This window comes from Nitratireductor rhodophyticola (assembly GCF_019891355.1).
GTDB lineage: Bacteria > Pseudomonadota > Alphaproteobacteria > Rhizobiales > Rhizobiaceae > Nitratireductor > Nitratireductor rhodophyticola.
Map to the genome: position 1 here is coordinate 339650 of NZ_JAHSSF010000004.1, position 18271 is coordinate 357920.

Sequence of the window (18271 nt, forward strand, 5' to 3'; positions counted from 1 at the left end):
ACCGCGCATGATTTCTTCCACGCCTGAACAGAGATTTCGCGTCGCCGCGCTCTACCGTTTCGCCGACCTGCCAGGGTATGAGGCGCTGCGCCCCGAGCTTGCGGCTTTTTGCTGCGAACGTGGCATTCGCGGCACGCTTCTTCTGGCCGCCGAAGGCATCAACGGCACCGTTGCCGGCACGCCCGAGGCCATCGACGCGCTGATCACCCATCTGGAAACGATCCCCGCCCTCAAAGGCATCGAGGTCAAATACAGCACAGCCTCCGAAATGCCCTTCCACCGCATGAAAGTGCGGCTGAAGAAGGAGATCGTCACCATGGGCGTGCCCGAGGTCGATCCCGTCAATCAGGTGGGAACCTATGTGGAGCCGGCCGACTGGAACACGCTGATCGCCGATCCCGACACGCTGGTCGTTGATACCCGCAACGCCTACGAAACCGCCATCGGCACCTTCTCGCGCGCCGAAGATCCGGAAACGGAAACCTTCCGCGACTTTCCCGCATGGGCCGAGCGCAACCTCAACCGCCTCAAGGGCCGCAAGGTCGCCATGTTCTGCACCGGCGGCATCCGCTGCGAAAAGGCCACCGCCTACATGAAGCTGATCGGCGTCGATGACGTCTATCACCTCAAGGGCGGCATCCTGAAATATCTGGAAGAGGTTCCGCCCGAAGAAAGCCTGTGGGAAGGCGAGTGCTTCGTGTTCGATGAGCGCGTCTCGGTCCGCCACGGCCTCGAAGAAGGCGATGCAACCCTGTGCCGCGCCTGCCGGCATCCGCTGACGCCTCAGGAGCGCGCCTCCCCGCTGTTTCAGGAAGGCGTTTCCTGCCCGCATTGCGCCGAAACCCGCAGCGAAGCAGACCGCGCCCGCTATGCCGAGCGCCAGCGCCAGGTGGAACTGGCCGAACAGCGCGGCGAAAGCTTCCCCATCGGCACGCCGTCAGAGAAGCACAAGACCTAGACCGCTACGGCCAGATCCTCAAGGATCGCGCCCGCCTGGCTCCACAGAATGGCGCTGCCCTCGCCTTCAAGCCGGTGCAGCGTGCTGTTGACGAAACGGCCATCCAGCGTCGCACCGAAGTCCGGCGAATGCACCGGGCTCGTATCGGCAAGGCCGAACCACAACGCCACCGGACAGGCAATCTCCTCGACTCGGAACGGCCAGGGCTCCATGGCAAGCCGCGTGTCGCGGGCATACCCCGCCGCCCCCTGCCGAAACCCGTCCGCCAGCGCTGCGCGATAGAGCGGCGCGAACGCCTCGCCGGCATAATAGGCACGGTCCTGCGGCCCGCTCATCGTCTCGATCATCTGCCATAACCATTCGGCGGTCGCAGAGGCGGCAATGTCCGCCTCCAGACGCGCCGGGTCATCCTTGGCTAACTGCACCATGTTGGCGACAGGCTCGGGCAATTGCGACAGCACTTCCGGCGCAGACAATTCATCCTGCCCCGAAACCAGCGCCACAGCCTTCGCCACGCCGGCATCCGCCAGCGCCAGCGCAAACGGCGCGCCCTGCGAAAAGCCCATGGCAAGCGCACTGTCTTCCCCCAGATGCGCCAGCAGTGCCGCCACATCCGCGCTCCAGCTCCGAAAGCTCTTTTCCGGGTTCGCGTCAGACGCGCCGAGCCCCGCCCGGTCCACCGCGACAATCCGCAGGCCAAGCCGCTCTGCCGCCGCGCCGCCAAACGGGATCGCCCCCGCCATGCCAGCGCCGGAGCAGAAAATCACGATACGGCCCGCAGACGCGCCCCATTCATGCCAGCCGAGACGGCGTCCATCGGAAAGGGTCAGGGTGTGGGAAACAACGTCGGTCACGTGAATGCCTTGCATTTGAAAATCGGGCTGGAGCCAGTGCCACCGGATGCGCGAAATGTCAAAGCGCGATCACAGGGCTTGACGCAATGCCGCAGCCACGCTGGCGCGCGCAAAGCGCTTCAGCGCCGCCTCGTCCGCGCCCGCACGGGCCTGAACGGCAATGCATATCAGAACCGACACCATCAACTGCGCCAGCCCCGCTGCTTCACCGTCAGCCGCTTCGCGCGCAATCCGCGCCGTAAGCTGCGCCTCAATCCCGCTGATCGTGTCCGCCAGCGCGGCGGCGATCTCTTCATCGGCCGGCGCTTCCGCCGTCGCCGTGCACAGAACGAGACAGCCCGGCGCAGCCCCCTCGCCATAAAAGCCGATGGCCGCGTCGAAGAACCCCGTCAGCGCATCGCCCAGCGGCCCTTCGCCCTCCAGCGCTGGCGAAACCGCCTGCTCCATCCGCCGCCGGTAGTCTTCAAGGGCGGCCAGATACATGGCCTTCTTGTTGCCGAACGCGGCGAAAAGGCTGGGCCGGTTCATCCCCGCCGCCCGCGCGATCTCGTCCAGCGAGGCAGCGGCATAGCCGCGCAGGCGAAAGGCCTCCGCAATGGCCATCAGCGCCGCTTCGCGGTCATAGGCTGGCGGGCGTCCTCGGCGTGCAATCATTTTGTACCATCTTGCATAAAATTCACCTCCGTGCATTTTTATGCGAAACAGTACAAATATCAAGGCACATCACGATGACCCAATCGCAACATCCCAAAAACGCAGCCATGGGCACGCTCGCCTGGGGGCACGGAACGGATGGAACACTGAACAGCGGCGAGAAAATCCGTCTCATCGGCAATCTCGCCTTTGTGCAGATGCATGCAGTACTCGACACGGTTCGCCACCGCTTTGGCCTTCTCACCCCGGCTCCGGTCTCGCTCGACGCGCTGATGCCGCCGCAGACCGCGCTGGTGGAAGATGCGCTTCAGCTCGCCACCGAAACCCATCGCGATGCGCTGCTTTTCCATAGCTGGCGCACCTATCTGTTCGGGTCACTGATCGCGGCCCATGAGCGCCTCGACCACGATCCCGCCCTGTTTTTCGCCGCCGCCATCCTGCACGATATCGGCCTGACGGAGCACCACGAGCCGCCACTCTGCACGCGCTGCTTTGCGCTCAGCGGCGGCGAGCGGGCGCGCGGCCATCTCTGCGCGAAGGGACATGGCGAACAGGTTGGCCGGAAGGTCGGCGACGCCATCGCGCTCCATCTCAACGGATGGGTGTCCGCCCGCGCGCATGGCGCAGAGGCGCATCTGGTTTCGCGCGGCGCGGTCTGCGATCTCTTCGGCGCAGGCCGCCACCGCATCGCACCCGCCACACTGGCGCGGGTTCTGGAGCACTTCCCGCGCGACGGCGTCATCGAAGCCCTCCGGTTCGAGACAGCCGAACACAGGAAGGGCACCCGCCCCGCCATCATGACCGGGCTGTCGGGCGGCAAGGCTCCTGCCGAGCCCTTCGAATGACATTGGACTTTCGTCTTCCCCTGCCGGTTGCATCATCCTCCAACATTGCAATGCCACAAATGCGTCCCTACCTTTTCGCCAACGCTACGGCGCGACAGGCGCGAAACGAGGAGATGCGGATGTTTGATCCAAAGAAGCTGCTGAACGACCTTCTGGGCTCACAGGTGCCCGGAACGCAGGGAACCGTGCGCGACAAGGCGGGCCAGGCGGTTCAGCTCGCCAAGGACAATCCGCTTGCAACCGGCGCCATCGCGGCCGTCCTGTTAGGCACCAGCACTGGACGTTCCGTCACCGGCAGCGCGCTCAAGCTCGGCGGCCTCGCCGCCGTGGCCGGCATCGCCTACAAGGCCTATCAGAACTATCAGGCAGGCAAGGAGCCGACCGAAGCGGCCAAGGAAGGCGAGCTTCTGCCGCCGCCGGAAGACACCAGCTTCAACCCGGCCCAGGCCCCGCAGGGTGAAGGCGAATTCGCGCTGGCGCTGGTGCGCGCCATGATCGCCGCCGCCCGCGCCGATGGCCATATCGATGAAGGCGAGCGCGCCAAGATCGCCGACAAGCTCAAGCTTTCCGGCATCGACAGCGAGGAGGAAGCCTTCCTCATGCGCGAGCTGGAACGCCCGGTCGATCTCGATGCGCTGGTCGAGGCCGCACAGACCGACGCTCAGAAAATCGAGCTTTACACGGCTTCGCGCCTCACCATAGAGCCGAAGACCCGCGCCGAGCGCGGCTATCTCGACATGCTCGCCGGCCGCCTGCGCCTGCCCGACCCGCTTGTCGACCACATCGAGGCAACCGTCTCCGAAGCAACGGCCTGACCGTTTCTCAACGTCGAGGCCTCCTTCTCCCCGCAAACGGGGAGAAGGAGGCAGCTCAACCGTCCCGCCTAAAGCCCAAAGGCCCCACGCCGCCAGACAACCCAGCCCCACCGTCAATGCCCCCTTCTCCCCGCAAGCGGGGAGAAGGTGAGGATGAGGGGCGAGCACCGGCATCGCCGCAGCCCCCACGCCCCAGTCAGCACAAAACCACAAACATTGCCGCACGCCCCTCATCCCCCTGCCGGGACCTTCTCCCCGCAAGCGGGGAGAAGGAGGCTGCCCAACCGTCCCGCCTAAAAGCCAAGGGCCGCACACCGCCGGACAACCCGGCCCCAACGTCGAGGTCCCCTTCTCCCCGCAAACGGGGAGAAGGAGGCAGCTCAACCGTCCCGCCTAAAGCCCAAAGGCCCCACGCCGCCAGACAACCCAGCCCCACCGTCAATGCCCCCTTCTCCCCGCGAGCGGGGAGAAGGTGAGGATGAGGGGCGAGCACCGGCATTCCCGAAATGCCCACCACCTCACACGCCCACACCGCCCCCATCCCCAGCGCTTTGCCCCATCCTCCCTTGACCCCGCCGTCACCCCCCTCCTAATATCCGGCCCGGGCAGCGCGTGATGGCTGCCTCTGTTCCAAGGTTCGGGCGGCATTCGGGGCGCGAATGTCCAGACCTGACCACCATGCATTCCCGTTGACCGGCGTGCGGCACCCGTCCGCGCCAATGACCTATGGTGGTTCCATGTTCAAACGTGCTCTTGTGAGCCTCGCCCTCCTCGTTTCTCTTTCCACGGCGGCTATCGCCGAAAAACTCACCGTCTTCGCCGCTGCCAGCATGAAGGACGCCATCGAGCGCGCCGCAGGCGAATATCAGGCAGCCGGTGGCGACGAAGTGGTCGTCTCCTTTGCCTCCAGCTCCGTTCTCGCCCGCCAGATCGAGGCCGGTGCGCCGGCGGATGTCTACATCTCCGCAAACACCGACTGGATGGCGTATCTGGTCGAGCGCGATCTGGTCCGCACCGATAGCGAGATCATCATCGCCGGCAACAATCTCGTCATCGCAACCGCAGAGGGCACAAAGCCCGCTGAGAGCCCCGACGCCCTGCTCGACGAACGCTTCGCCATGGGCGACCCGAGCCATGTGCCCGCCGGCAAATATGCCCGCACGGCGCTCGAAAACCTCGGTCTCTGGAAAGACGTCGAGAAGAACGCCGTGTTCGGTGAAAACGTCCGTGTGGCGCTGGAGCTCGCCAGCCGTGGCGAGGTGAAAGCGGCAATCGTCTATGGATCGGACCAGAAAGCCGTCGGCGATCTGGTGCGCGCCTATGTCTTCCCGGCAGACAGCCACGCGCCGATCCTCTACCCCGCCGCCGCCACGAAGGATGGAGCCGAAAGCGCAGAAGCCTTCCTCGCCTTCCTGAAAAGCGAGGCCGGCCGCGCGATCTTCACCGATCTCGGTTTTTCCGAAGCTACGGAATAGACTGCCGACATGGGCGAGACCGAACTTTCGATCATACTCCTGTCCGCGAGGGTGGCGTTTACCGCCATCCTCTGCGCGCTCGTTCCGGCCTTTGCGGTCGCCTGGCTTCTGGCCCGCAGGGAGTTCCCCGGAAAGGGCGTCGTTCAGGCGCTGGTCACCCTGCCGCTCGTGCTGCCGCCGGTCGTCACCGGCTATGGCCTGTTGATCCTGTTCGGCTCCAAAGGCCCGCTTGGCCAGCTCTTTGAAAACCTGTTCGGCATCAGCTTCGCCTTCCGCTGGACAGGTGCCGCGCTCGCCGCCGGCGTCATGGCGTTTCCGCTCCTCGTGCGGCCCATTCGCCTGTCGCTCGAAGCCATGGATCAGGGCTTTGGCGAGGCCGCGCGCACGCTCGGCGCATCGCGTCTCACCGTATTCTTCACCGTCACCCTGCCGCTCGCCCTTCCGGGCGTCATTGCCGGCGCAGTGCTTGGCTTTGCCAAGGCGCTTGGCGAGTTCGGGGCGACGATCACCTTCGTCTCAAACATTCCCGGCGAAACACAGACCCTGTCGCTCGCCATCTATGCGCTGCTGCAATCGCCATCCGGCGACGACGCCGCCCTTCGCCTTATCGCAATCGCCGTCGCCCTGGCGCTCGCCGCCATCGTCGCGTCCGAATATCTGGCCCGCAGGCTCACCGCCGGAGGACGCGCATGACCGCTCTTTACGTCGACATCAGGGGCCGCGCCGGCAGTTTCGAGATCGAAACCGCCTTTCAGGCCGGCGCAGGCGTCACCGCCCTGTTCGGCCCATCCGGCGCGGGCAAATCCACGCTCCTGAAGATGATCGCGGGCACGGCCCGTCCGCAGTCGGGACGCATCGTGGCGGGCGGGCGCACGCTGTTCGATTCGGCCAGGGGCACGAACCTCCCGCCGGAAAAACGCGGCATCGGCTTCGTCTTTCAGGATGCGCGCCTCTTCCCGCATCTTTCGGTGCGCAGAAACCTCACCTATGCCCGCTGGGCCGGTCGCCGTCCGGCATCCCGCGCCTTCGATGAAGTGGTGGCCCTGCTCGGCCTTGAAGACCGTCTCGACGCCGCACCCGCCACGCTTTCAGGCGGAGAGCGCCAGCGCGTCGCCATCGGCCGGGCGCTGCTTGCCGACCCTGCGCTGCTTCTCATGGATGAGCCGCTCTCCTCGCTCGACAAGGCGCGGCGCAACGAGATCCTGCCCTATCTGGAAGCGATCCGCACCGAGGCCGGCATTCCCATCCTCTATGTGAGCCACGAAACCTCGGAGGTCGCGCGTCTGGCCGACACGGTCGTGCTGATCGAAAACGGACGCGTTTCCGACAGCGGCCCCGCCGCCGCCATCCTCGCACATCTCGGCCTTGCCGCCGGCGGCGATCCCGACGAGGCCGGCGTCATCCTTGAAGGCCGCATCACGGATGTTGACCCCGCCTACCACACCGCCGTCATCGCGCTTGGTGAAGGCCGCATCGAGCTGACCGGAAACGGTTTCGCACCCGGCATGACGGTGCGGCTGCGCGTGCGGGCCGGCGATGTCGCCATCGCCAATGCGCCCCATGACGGACTGTCGATCCGCAACCAGCTTCCCGCAATTGTCGAGGAAATTCGCCGCGACGGCGCGTTCGCCACGGTCGCGCTTGGCTTTGGCGGGCAGCAGCTTCTGGCCCGCATCACGGCAAAATCGGCAGATGCGCTCGACCTTCAGCCGGGCAGCCGGGTCCACGCCCTGCTCAAGGCCGTTTCCGTCGAGATGGCGCGTATCGAAAAGCCTCGCCCCGCGCTCACATCCGCGTCATCGCCACGCTGAGCGAAGGGCCATTCGCAATCGTCTGGTAAACCACGCAGTAGCGCTCGGTGAGCTTCAGAAGCTGATCGAGCTGCTCCTGCGATGCATCCGTGTCGAGATCGAAGGACAGCCGGATTTCCGCAAAGCCCACCGGCGCATCCCTCACCACACCCAGCGTGCCGCGAAAGTCGAGATCGCCCTCGGCTGAAACCACGCCCGCCCGAAGCGGTATCTCCAGCGCGGTGGCCACGGCCTTCAGCGTCACGCCCGCGCAGGCGACCAGCGCTTCCAGCAGCATGTCGCCGGAGCACAGTTCCAGCCCCGTTCCGCCCGTCGCCGGGTGCAGTCCGGCAATGGCGATAGCACGGCCGGTCTCCACCTTGCAGGCAATGTTCTGATCGTCGAGCGCCCCCCTGGCGTGAAGCGTGATGAGGGCCGCGCCCGGCTCGCCACGATAGCGGTCCTTGATCGGCGCCTGAATGGCGCGCAGTTCTGCAGCGTCCATGGCGTTCACCTTCCCTGAGGTTTGGTCCTGACCCGTTCAGGCTCTTCAGCACCGCCCAGAATAGCACCATAAGCACGCGCCGCGAACTTCCCGCCCGCCACCCAAGTTTCACTTGCATCGCTTGCAAGCCGGTGGAAACATGCGGCCCGGACAACCTTTAAAACGGCGTCACAATGCGGCGGTAGAGACCGCAAAAGAGCCATTCGGGAGAAGTCACAATGAACAGATCGATCTTCAGGAAGCGCCTTGCCCTTGCATCGCTGACCGTATCGGCACTGACGCTGAGCGCCGGCGCGGCCTTCGCCGACTACACGCTCAACATTCTCCACATGAACGACTGGCACAGCCGCATCGAGCCCATCAACAAATACGATTCCACCTGTTCGCCGGAAGACGATGAAGCCGGCGAGTGCTTCGGCGGCGCTGCCCGCCTCGTCACCGCGGTGGCCGAGTCCCGCAAGGCGCTTGAGGGCGAAAACGTCCTGCTTTTGAACGCCGGTGACAATTTCCAGGGCTCGCTCTTCTACACCACTTACAAGGGTGCTGCCGAAGCCGAGTTCCTGAACCTCATGAAGACCGACGCCATGGTCGTCGGCAACCATGAGTTCGATGATGGCGAAGACGGTCTCGCCACCTTCCTCGACAAGGTCGAGTTCCCGGTTCTGGGCTCCAACGTCAAGGCCAAGGAAGCTTCAGCACTCGGTGACCGGGTGAAGGAGTATCTCATCCTCGATGTGGGCGGCGAGAAGATCGCCATTGTCGGCGCAGTCGCCAATGACACGGCGGAGCTTTCCTCGCCCGGCGAAAATGTCTCAATCATCGAGGACGTGGCCGGCATCACCGCAGCCGTGAAAGCCGCCACCGCCGAAGGCGCAAACAAGGTCATCGCGCTCACCCATGTCGGCTATCCGCGCGACCTTGAGGCCATCGCCAAAATCCCCGGCGTTGACGTGGTCGTCGGTGGCCACTCAAACACGCTCCTGTCCAACACGGTCGAAGGTGCCGAAGGCCCCTACCCGACCATGGTCGACAATCCCGACGGCCATCAGGTGCCCGTGGTGCAGGCCGCATCCTATTCGAAATATCTCGGCGAGCTGAAGCTTACCTTCAGTGACGAAGGTGTCGTCACCGCCGCCACCGGCGACGTCAAGCTGATCGACGCTTCCGTTGCCAAGGACGAGGCCGTTGTCGCCCGCGTCAAGGAGCTGGCCGGCCCCATCGAGGAACTGAAGAACAAGATCGTCGCCGAAACGGCAGCCCCCGTCGATGGCAGCCGCGAGACCTGCCGCGCCGGCGAATGCGAGATGGGCAATCTCGTGACCGACGCCATGGTCGCGCGCACTGCGGATCAGGGCGTGCAGTTCGCCATAACCAATGGCGGCGGCCTGCGCGCCTCCATCGATGGCGGCGAGGTCACCATGGGTGAAGTGCTGGGTGTCCTGCCCTTCCAGAACACGCTTGCCACCTTCCAGTTGAAGGGCGCCGATGTTGTCGCCTCGCTGGAAAGCGGCGTGAGCCAGATCGAGGAAGGCGCCGGCCGTTTCCCGCAGGTTTCCGGCCTGCGTTACAGCTTCGACCCGTCCGTCGCTCCCGGCGAAGGCCGCATCAAGTCCGTCGAGGTGAAGGACGGCGACGGCTGGTCTCCGATCGACCCGGGCACCACCTACACCATTGCCTCCAACAATTTCATGCGCAATGGCGGCGATGGCTACAAGCTCTTCGCGGAGAATGCCGAAAACGCCTATGATTACGGCCCGGGGCTTGAACAGGTTCTTGCCGATTATCTGGCCGAAAACAGCCCCTATACGCCAGCCATCGACGGCCGTATCACGAAGGTCGCGGCGAGCGTTGCAGGAGCGGAGACCGAGGCCACGACCCCCGATCTGCCGGAGATGTCGAAAACGATTGCCAGCGAGGCACCAAAAGCGGTCGAAGAGGCTGTTGAAAAGGCGGGCGAAGCCGTCGAAAGCATGGCTGAAGGCGCCAAGGAAATGGCGGACAAGGCTGTCGAAGAGGCCGGCGACGCCATGAAAAAGATGACCGAAACCGCCGGCGATGCCGCGAAAGAGGCCGGTGAAGCCATGGAGGGCATGGCCAAGGACGCTTCCGACACGATGAAGGAGGCTGCCAGCACCGCCGGTGAGGCCATGGAAGGCGAGAAGAAAACCCACACCGTCGCACGCGGCGACACGCTTTGGGAGATCGCCCGCACACATTATGGCGATCCGGCCAAATGGCGCGCGATCGCGGAAGCCAACCCGCAGATCAATCCCAACCGGATCGACGTCGGCATGGAACTTAACCTCCCATCGGCAAACTGACCGGTCGCTTCCAGAGATTCACGGAGCCCCGCCGCACGGCGGGGCTCTTTTTTCGCCCCTGCGGCCACGCGCTCCATTGAAAACCTGTCCGGCTTCGCTAGCTTCCCCTGCATGATCGGAGCCAAAGCATGAATCTCCCCACGAAAATCGACCCCAAAGCAGCGAAGGCCATTGGCCCGCTGCCCGCAGAGCACCCACCTGTCCGCGTCGGCAAGGTAGGCGTTCTTCTCGTCAATCTGGGCACGCCCGACGGCACGGACTACGCGCCCATGCGGCGGTATCTGAAGGAGTTCCTGTCAGATCCCCGCGTCATCGAATGGCCGAAAGCCATCTGGTATCCGATCCTTTACGGCATCGTTCTCAACACGCGGCCAAAGAAGTCAGGCGCTGCTTACGCGGAAATCTGGAATCAGGAGCGCAATGAATCGCCGCTGCGCACCTTCACCCGCTCTCAGGGAGAGAAGCTCGGCGAGGCGCTTGGTGAACATGATCATGTCATTGTCGACTGGGCCATGCGCTACGGACAGCCGTCCATCGAGACGGTGACAAAGAGTCTGATGGAGCGCGGCTGCGACCGCATCGTCATGTTCCCGCTCTACCCGCAATACTCCGCCACCACCACGGCAACGGTGAACGACAAATTCTTCGAAGCGCTCATGAAGATGCGCTTCCAGCCGGCCGTCCGCACCGTGCCCTCCTATCAGGACGAGCCGGTCTATATCGAGGCGCTCGCCCGCTCCATCGAAAAGCACCTCGAAAGCCTGGATTTCGAGCCGGAAGTCGTCATCGCTTCCTATCACGGCATCCCGCAAAGCTATTTCAGGCGCGGCGACCCCTATCACTGCCATTGCCAGAAAACGACCCGCCTCCTGCGCGAACGCCTCGGCTGGGACGAGAAGAAACTCATGACCTGCTTTCAGTCACGCTTCGGCCCGGAAGAATGGCTCCAGCCTTATACCGACAAGACCGTTGAAAAGCTCGCCAGAGAGGGCGTCAAATCCATCGCCGTGTTCAATCCTGGCTTCGTCTCCGACTGTCTGGAGACGCTTGAAGAAATCGCCGGTGAGGCCGGAGAGATTTTTCACGAAGCCGGCGGCAAGAATTTCACACATATCCCCTGCCTCAACGACACGGATGAGGGCATGGCCGTGATCGAGACACTTGTACGCCGCGAGCTTTCTGGCTGGTTGTAGGATCGGACCCCGCCTTGCCACAGGCACGTCATATTTGGCGAGGCATATGCACCGCGATGCAACTTGCTGTGGAAACAGGCTTTGCCTCCATGCAGTCTGTTTCCGTGGTGGTGCGATCCGTGGTCTTTCTATTCACATCGTGGCGCAGTGCCTTAAACTGCGCGCTCGCGTATCACTCATGCCCCGCTGAAGCGGTCCCAGGAGCCGAATATGCCTTTCTCCGGTTTTGACTTCATCATTCCAGTACTCGTTGTCCTTGTCCTGCTCCTGCTGTTTGCCGGCATCAAGACCGTTCCGCAGGGCTTCAACTTCACCGTCGAGCGCTTTGGTCGCTACACGAAAACGCTCACGCCCGGCCTCAATCTCATTGTCCCCTTCATCGATCGCGTCGGCGCGAAGATGAACATGATGGAGCAGGTGCTGGACGTCCCCACTCAGGAAGTCATCACCCGTGACAACGCGATTGTCGCCGTCGACGGTGTCGCCTTCTACCAGGTGCTCACCGCCGCCGAGGCAGCCTATCAAGTCTCCGGTCTCGAAAACGCGATCCTCAACCTGACCATGACAAACATTCGCTCCGTCATGGGCTCCATGGACCTCGATGAACTCCTGTCCAACCGCGATGCGATCAACGAGAAGCTTCTGCGCATTGTCGATGACGCGGCCAGCCCATGGGGCATCAAGATGACCCGTGTCGAGATCAAGGACATCAATCCGCCGGCCAATCTCGTGGAATCGATGGCCCGCCAGATGATGGCCGAGCGCAACAAGCGCGCGCAGATTCTGGAGGCGGAAGGCCTGAAGCAGGCCGAGATTCTCGAGGCCGAAGGCCGCCGCGAGGCAGCCTTTCGTGATGCCGAGGCACGCGAGCGTGCCGCCGAGGCCGAAGCACGCGCCACCCAGGTCGTTTCGGAAGCCATCGCCGCCGGCGACGTACAGGCCGTCAACTACTTCGTCGCGCAGAAATACACCGAAGCGCTGGCCACCATCGGCTCCTCCAGCAACAACAAGATCGTTCTCATGCCTTTCGAGGCATCCTCGCTGATCGGCTCGCTGGGAGGCATCGGCTCGATCGCGCGCGAAGTGTTCGGCGAAGGCGGCACACCGCAGGCGCAGTCAAACCGTGTCTCATCGGCCCGTCCGCCCCGCACGGGACCGGCGCAGGAGTAGCGCCATGATCGAGCATGTAATCGCGGAACTCGGCCCCTGGAACTGGATGCTGCTTGGCTTCGTGCTTCTTGCAGCCGAGATTCTGGCACCCGGTGTCTTCCTGCTCTGGATCGGCATCGCCGCCATTCTGACCGGCGCGCTTTCGCTGCAATTGTGGGACCTGCCGGCCTGGAGCTGGCAGGTGCAGGTTCTGGTTTTCCTGGCGCTCTCGCTGATCTCGGCCTATGCCGGCAAACGCCTCATGGATTCGCGCCGCAACGAAGAAACCGACCAACCGCTTCTCAATCGTCGCAGGGAGCAGCTCGTCGGACGCACGGCAACGCTCGAGGAAGCCATCGAGAACGGCTTCGGCCGCATCCGGCTTGACGACACCTTGTGGCGCGTCACGGGGCCCGAACTGCCGGCAGGCACGCGCGTCAGGGTCGCTTCGGTGGACGCTGGCACCTTGCGCGTGGAGGCGGTTTGACGAATTGGCCGGTCAGACCGGCCAAAGCATATGTTCCCGCCTGATCAGGCAGCGCCGATGCGCAGCAGATCGTGCAGATGCACCACGCCGCATGGCTTGCCGTCTTCAACCACCATCAGCGTGGTGATGGCCGAGGAATTGACAACCTGCAGCGCGCTTTCCGCCAGTGTTTCCGGCCCGATGGTTTTCGGATTGCGCGTCATCACCTGATCGACCGTCATGGAAAGAAGCTCGCTGTCGATGTGGCGGCGCAAATCGCCATCGGTGATGATCCCGATCAACACACCGTCCGCATCGGTAATACCGACACAGCCGAACCCTTTCTGGGTCATTTCCAGAATGGCTTCGCGCATCAGCGCACCGCTGCTGGCAAGCGGCAGTTCACTGCCCGAATGCATGATCTGGCGCACCTGTGTCAGTTTAGCGCCGAGCTGGCCGCCGGGATGAAAAGTGCGAAAATGATCGGCCGTGAAGCCCCGCGCTTCAAGCAGCGCCACCGCCAGCGCATCGCCGATGACCAGTTGCAGAACCGTCGACGTGGTAGGCGCGAGCCCGTGCGGGCAGGCTTCGGGCGCACGCGGCAATCCGAGAACGACCGTGGCCTCCCTTGCAAGTGCCGATGATTTGCCTGCCGTGATGGCGATGATCGGGATGGCAAAGCGCCGCGCATAGGCGACGATGCCGTGCAATTCTGTGGTTTCGCCCGACCATGACATGGCGAGGATCACGTCGTCATCGCCGATCATGCCGAGATCGCCGTGATTGGCCTCCGCCGGATGCACGAAGAAGGCCGGCGTTCCCGTCGAAGCGAGTGTGGCGGCGATCTTGGAGCCGATATGACCGCTCTTGCCGACGCCGGTCACGATCAGCCGCCCCTTGATCCCGGCGATGATGCGCACCGCCTCCGCGAAGGGGTCGGCAAGTCCGTTGTCGAGAGCTTCGGCCAGTTCCTTCAGGCCCGCGCGTTCCGTTTCAAGCGTGCGAACGGCGGAAGCGACAACGCTTTTCCGGTCGATGTTCATGGAAGAGTCTTTCAGCATGGCACTGCCCTTACCGCCTTGATGACCTGCTGTCCATTCAGATTGTTCACAGGCGAGTGACGGAGGATAACGCGGCTGGGCTCAACCTTCCGTTAACCACGGAGCTTTAGATTTCGGTAAGCATAATCATGGCGCGTCTTGATAGTCTGGATCTGTATGTCTCGTCCCGGTGTCAGAGTGGGTTCCCGCATATGCGGATGGTACAGGTCGACTGCGCTCGGCCTGTGTCTGATTGCCCCGTGTCTGAATGCATTGACACAGGCTGCCGCGCAAGCGCAGCAGGCCGAAGGCCTGCGCGGTCTCGTCTCCGAAACGGACATCACGTCATCCATCCAGAGTACGGCTGAAACCGGGCTTCCCTCACCGCGTTACGAGCCGGCGACACCGAGCCCAGCCGAGCCGGCCGAGGCCGAGAACGAACGCTCAACCCGGGCGCCCTCCACCGCCGTCGCGCGCGAACGCGCCCGCACGGCTCAGAACGACCGGACGCGGCCGGTGGAACCACCGCTGGACACGGTCGTCACGCAGGGCATTCCCGAAAACGAAGAGGAAAACGCCGGTTTTGAACGGATTGAGCGCGCAGAAGCGCTCAATCCACGCACCGGGGCGATCGAAAGCGACTTTCAGGCCACAGACGAAAACCCCTATGCTCCTCTGGGGCTGAGGTTCGGCAGCTTCACCGTCATCCCCACGCTGGAACAGGGGCTGACCTGGACGTCCAATGCCGATTCCAGCACCAATGGCAGCGAAGCCATTGTTTCCCAATCAACGCTCAGACTGAACGCGGTTTCCGACTGGGCACGGCACGCAGCGACGGTGGACGCCTACGGCATCTATCGCAAGTCGGTTTCTGGAGATGAAGTCTCGGACATCGAAGGCGGCATTGACGGCACCCTGCGCTTCGATCTGGCCCGCGATTACACGGCGCTCGCCAGCCTGGGCTATTCGATAAGCCCCGAATCCGCATCGTCCCCCGTGATCATTACCGGCGTCGACGAGCGTCCGCTGCGTCACACCATCGACGGCAGTCTCGGCCTCTCGAAGGATTTTGGAAAACTGCGTCTGAGTGCCACCGGATCGGTGTCACGTCAGCAATATGGCGACGCCACGCTGATCGATGGCAGCACGCTCTCGCAGAAAGAGCGCAACGCGACGCTTGCCACGCTGCGCCTGCGCACCGGCTATGCCATTTCGCCGGCCCTCACCCCGTTCATCGAGGGCGAGTTCGGCCGCCGGTTCTATGACGAGACACAGGACAGCGCCGGTTATGAGCGCTCGGCAACACGCCTTGCCGCACGTGCCGGTGTCATGGTCGATATCGAGGAGAAGCTCTCCGGCGAAGCGTCCATCGGCTGGATCGCCGAGGACCTTGACGACGAGCGCCTGGACACGGTTTCGGGGCTGGCGCTCGCCGCAGCCCTCAACTGGTCGCCACAGCGCGGCACCAATGTGCGGTTCGATGGCTCCACCACCATCGAAGGCACGACGGATGCGGGCGACAGCGGCTCTATCCTGTATGCCGGGACACTGCGGCTTGAACGTCAAATTCGCGCAAACCTCACCGCCGAGGCGGCTGCCGGCCTTTCTTGGCGCGACTATATGAGCGGCGGGCACGACCTGACGATGAACGGCGAAGCCGGCATGACCTGGTGGCTCAATCGCACGCTGGGCCTGACCGGCCGCGCCCGCTATGAGAAGCGCACGAGCAGCCTTCCGGGCCGCGATTACGATGCCACGAGCGTGTTCATGGGCATCCGAATGCAGCGGTAAAACGCGTTTTCGGGAATTCGCTCCAAAATTCCGGAAAAGTCGGAAAACGCCGCCATTTCAGGGCGAAACGCGGCGTTTTCCCAAAATTCTGAATCAGCTTCGGCCCGAAGCCTCGACAACTCTCAGCACATGTTCGCGCAGTTCGGGACGCTCGAGCGCGAAAGCAAGATTCGCCTCCACGAACCCCTCGGGCGAACCGCAGTCGAACGTGCGGCCGGTAAAGTGATAGCCGTGAAATGGCTGGCGCTGCATCAGCGTCAGCATCGAATCGGTAAGCTGGATTTCACCGCCCGCCCCGCGCTCCTGCTGGGCGAGAAGATCGAATATCGCCGGCTGAAGGATATAACGGCCATTAATGTAGAAATTCGACGGTGCATCTTCCGGCTTCGGTTTCTCAACCATCGCATTGATCTCAAAACCTCCGGCGACATCGTCACCGCGTCCGACGATGCCGTATTTGTGGGTCTGGGAAGGTTCGCATTCTTCCACCGAGACCACATTGCCTCCGGTCTTCTCGAACACCTCCACCATCTGCGACAGACATCCCTTCGGCGCCTGCATGATCATGTCCGGCAAAAGAAGCGCGAAGGGCTCGTTGCCGACCAGCTCGCGCGCGCACCAGACCGCATGGCCAAGACCGAGCGGTTCCTGCTGGCGGGTAAAACTCGTCTGCCCCGGCTGCGGCTGCATACCGTGCAGGCGTTCCAGAACCTCGTTCTTGCCGCGGCGTTCCAATGTATCGTAAAGTTCCACCTGAATGTCGAAGTGATCCTCGATGACAGCCTTGTTGCGTCCCGTCACGAAGATGAAGTGCTCGATACCGGCTTCGCGTGCCTCGTCGACCACGTACTGAATCACCGGTTTGTCGACGACCGTCAGCATTTCCTTGGGAATTGCCTTGGTGGCCGGAAGAAAACGTGTTCCGAGACCAGCGACAGGAAATACCGCTTTGCGAAGTTTCGTCATTAGAAATAGGCCCCCGAAAAGGTTGCTGGAAAGGGATGTGGCGACGCCATAGCAACGCCGGATTGATGTTTCCTGAATGAATGCGCGTATATCGTGACAAGTTCCCCGGAAGAATGATCACGGACAATAACAGCATGGTAAACGTTTTTCTAACCGGGACCTGCCATGGATGCGTTGGAGTACCTGTAACGGAGATCGTGATGTTGTTCCGCTCGCCCCCACGAAACCTCGTCGCGACATTGATCGCTTCTTTCGTGGTTGCCTACACCGTAACCCTTCAACCGGCCAGCGCCGATGCGGGCTTTCAGCGCTGGGTTCAGCAGTTCCGCAGCGTGGCCATTCAGAACGGGGTATCCGGTGCCACCTATGATCGCGCCTTCCGCGGCATCACCGCACCCGACCCCGAAGTGCTTGAGAAAGCACGCTATCAACCCGAGTTCCGCGCCGAGCCCTGGGAGTATTTCGACAATCGTGTGCAGGAAGACGCAATTCAGCGCGGTCGCCAGCTCGCCCGCCAGTGGAAGCCGTGGCTTGATCGAATTGAACGCCAGTTCGGCGTAAGCCGCTACGTTCTGCTCGCCATCTGGTCGATCGAATCGAACTATGGCGAAGTGCTGAAGAACGAACGCATCATGCGCAGCGTACCGCGTTCTCTCGCCACACTCGCCTATGCCGACAAGCGGCGCGCGAAGTTCGCCCGCCAGCAATTGATCGCCGCATTGAAGATTCTCCAGACCGGCGACATCGACGTCGGCCACCTCACCGGCTCCTGGGCGGGCGCGATGGGGCACACCCAGTTCATCCCCACAAGTTACCAGGCTTACGCGGTCGATATGGACGGCAATGGCCGCCGCGACATCTGGACCTCGATCCCCGACGCGCTGGCGACCGCAGCCAATCTTCTGCGCCGCAATGGATGGCGCGCAGGCGAGACATGGGGCTACGAGACGGCTGCCCTCCCCGGCGGACGCAAGTTTCCCGGCGGCAACATGTCTCTCAGCCGCTGGCAGTCGATCGGCGTGGTGCGCGCCAATGGCAAGCCATTCCCCCGCCCGAGCGACAGCGCCGAGCTGAAAGTGCCGGACGGCCGGGAAGGACCGGTCTTCCTGGTGACCAAGAATTTTCAGGTCATCAAGCGCTATAACAACTCCGACAAATACGCGCTCGCGGTCGGGTTGCTCGCCGATCAGATCGCCGGATATGGCGGGCTGGTGCGTGACTGGAACCGCCCGTTCGAACGACTGAGCTATACCGAAACGGAAGAACTGCAAAAACGTCTCGGCGCGCTTGGCTATTATGACGGTCCGATCGATGGCAAGATCGGTTCAGGCTCGCGTGCCGCCATCCGCGCCTTCCAGGCACGCAGCGGCATGCAGCAGGACGGCCATCCCGGCAAGGAAGTCCTGCGCCGCCTGCGCGGAAACTGAACCGGGAGCACGGAACGCGGGG

General features: G+C 63.2%; 17 protein-coding genes. 12 read left to right on the forward strand and 5 right to left on the reverse strand.

Annotated elements, in window-relative coordinates:
• Positions 1 to 7 precede the first annotated feature (7 nt).
• Positions 8 to 958: an oxygen-dependent tRNA uridine(34) hydroxylase TrhO gene (gene trhO / locus KUG85_RS17115; protein ID WP_223006177.1), complete on the forward strand. Its 951-nt coding sequence runs from the start codon at positions 8 to 10 to the stop codon at positions 956 to 958.
• On the opposite strand, the gene KUG85_RS17120 is transcribed toward trhO, so the two are convergent.
• Together KUG85_RS17120 and KUG85_RS17125 are read right to left on the reverse strand one after the other, a co-directional pair.
• On the reverse strand, positions 955 to 1812 hold the full coding sequence (locus KUG85_RS17120) for an alpha/beta fold hydrolase (RefSeq protein ID WP_255606462.1): 858 nt from the start codon (positions 1810 to 1812) through the stop codon (positions 955 to 957). The genes trhO and KUG85_RS17120 overlap by 4 nt on opposite strands.
• 69 nt (positions 1813 to 1881) lie before the next feature.
• The gene (locus tag KUG85_RS17125) at positions 1882 to 2466 is read right to left on the reverse strand and encodes a TetR/AcrR family transcriptional regulator (RefSeq protein ID WP_065815764.1); all 585 of its coding nucleotides are present in this window, start codon (positions 2464 to 2466) and stop codon (positions 1882 to 1884) included.
• A 74-nt stretch (positions 2467 to 2540) separates the two neighbouring features.
• Here KUG85_RS17125 and KUG85_RS17130 point away from each other — a divergent pair, with 74 nt between their 5' ends.
• The 5 genes from KUG85_RS17130 to modC all read left to right on the forward strand — a co-directional run bounded on the left by KUG85_RS17130 (position 2541) and on the right by modC (position 7412).
• Positions 2541 to 3311, forward strand: coding sequence for an HD domain-containing protein (locus KUG85_RS17130; protein WP_255606463.1), 771 nt, complete (start codon positions 2541 to 2543; stop codon positions 3309 to 3311).
• A 119-nt stretch (positions 3312 to 3430) separates the two neighbouring features.
• The gene (locus tag KUG85_RS17135) at positions 3431 to 4126 is read left to right on the forward strand and encodes a tellurite resistance TerB family protein (RefSeq protein WP_223006179.1); all 696 of its coding nucleotides are present in this window, start codon (positions 3431 to 3433) and stop codon (positions 4124 to 4126) included.
• Between the two features lie 737 nt (positions 4127 to 4863).
• Entirely contained in the window at positions 4864 to 5601 is a 738-nt protein-coding gene (modA, locus tag KUG85_RS17140) for a molybdate ABC transporter substrate-binding protein (protein ID WP_223006368.1), read from the forward strand.
• A 9-nt stretch (positions 5602 to 5610) separates the two neighbouring features.
• The gene (gene modB / locus KUG85_RS17145; RefSeq protein ID WP_223006180.1) at positions 5611 to 6294 is read left to right on the forward strand and encodes a molybdate ABC transporter permease subunit; all 684 of its coding nucleotides are present in this window, start codon (positions 5611 to 5613) and stop codon (positions 6292 to 6294) included.
• The gene (modC, locus tag KUG85_RS17150) at positions 6291 to 7412 is read left to right on the forward strand and encodes a molybdenum ABC transporter ATP-binding protein (protein WP_223006181.1); all 1122 of its coding nucleotides are present in this window, start codon (positions 6291 to 6293) and stop codon (positions 7410 to 7412) included. The genes modB and modC overlap by 4 nt, the downstream gene beginning before the upstream one ends.
• Here modC and KUG85_RS17155 read toward each other — a convergent pair.
• Complete coding sequence (locus tag KUG85_RS17155; RefSeq protein ID WP_223006182.1) at positions 7387 to 7896, reverse strand: OsmC family protein; 510 nt, start codon at positions 7894 to 7896, stop codon at positions 7387 to 7389. The two genes, modC and KUG85_RS17155, sit on opposite strands and share 26 nt — an antisense overlap.
• A 218-nt stretch (positions 7897 to 8114) precedes the next feature.
• On the opposite strand from KUG85_RS17155, the gene KUG85_RS17160 reads away from it, so the two are divergent.
• The 4 genes from KUG85_RS17160 (at position 8115) to KUG85_RS17175 (ending at position 13046) form a co-directional block, all read left to right on the forward strand.
• The gene (locus KUG85_RS17160; RefSeq protein WP_223006183.1) at positions 8115 to 10217 is read left to right on the forward strand and encodes a 5'-nucleotidase C-terminal domain-containing protein; all 2103 of its coding nucleotides are present in this window, start codon (positions 8115 to 8117) and stop codon (positions 10215 to 10217) included.
• 128 nt (positions 10218 to 10345) lie between these two features.
• A complete protein-coding gene (gene hemH / locus KUG85_RS17165) occupies positions 10346 to 11410 on the forward strand; it encodes a ferrochelatase (protein WP_223006184.1) in 1065 nt (354 codons plus the stop codon).
• A 210-nt stretch (positions 11411 to 11620) separates the two neighbouring features.
• On the forward strand, positions 11621 to 12580 hold the full coding sequence (locus KUG85_RS17170; RefSeq protein ID WP_223006185.1) for an SPFH domain-containing protein: 960 nt from the start codon (positions 11621 to 11623) through the stop codon (positions 12578 to 12580).
• A 4-nt stretch (positions 12581 to 12584) separates the two neighbouring features.
• Entirely contained in the window at positions 12585 to 13046 is a 462-nt protein-coding gene (locus tag KUG85_RS17175) for an NfeD family protein (protein ID WP_223006186.1), read from the forward strand.
• A 44-nt stretch (positions 13047 to 13090) separates the two neighbouring features.
• On the opposite strand, the gene KUG85_RS17180 is transcribed toward KUG85_RS17175, so the two are convergent.
• The gene (locus KUG85_RS17180; RefSeq protein WP_007008565.1) at positions 13091 to 14086 is read right to left on the reverse strand and encodes a KpsF/GutQ family sugar-phosphate isomerase; all 996 of its coding nucleotides are present in this window, start codon (positions 14084 to 14086) and stop codon (positions 13091 to 13093) included.
• A 252-nt stretch (positions 14087 to 14338) separates the two neighbouring features.
• Between KUG85_RS17180 and KUG85_RS17185 the strand changes: the two genes are divergently transcribed.
• Positions 14339 to 15856 carry an outer membrane beta-barrel protein gene (locus tag KUG85_RS17185; RefSeq protein WP_223006187.1) on the forward strand — a complete coding sequence of 506 codons (1518 nt, stop codon included), beginning with the start codon at positions 14339 to 14341 and terminating at the stop codon, positions 15854 to 15856.
• A 93-nt stretch (positions 15857 to 15949) separates the two neighbouring features.
• Here KUG85_RS17185 and galU read toward each other — a convergent pair whose 3' ends face one another.
• Positions 15950 to 16822: a UTP--glucose-1-phosphate uridylyltransferase GalU gene (gene galU, locus KUG85_RS17190; RefSeq protein WP_065815777.1), complete on the reverse strand. Its 873-nt coding sequence runs from the start codon at positions 16820 to 16822 to the stop codon at positions 15950 to 15952.
• Between the two features lie 200 nt (positions 16823 to 17022).
• Between galU and KUG85_RS17195 the strand changes: the two genes are divergently transcribed.
• A complete protein-coding gene (locus KUG85_RS17195) occupies positions 17023 to 18249 on the forward strand; it encodes a lytic murein transglycosylase (RefSeq protein ID WP_223006188.1) in 1227 nt (408 codons plus the stop codon).
• Positions 18250 to 18271: the final 22 nt, after the last annotated feature.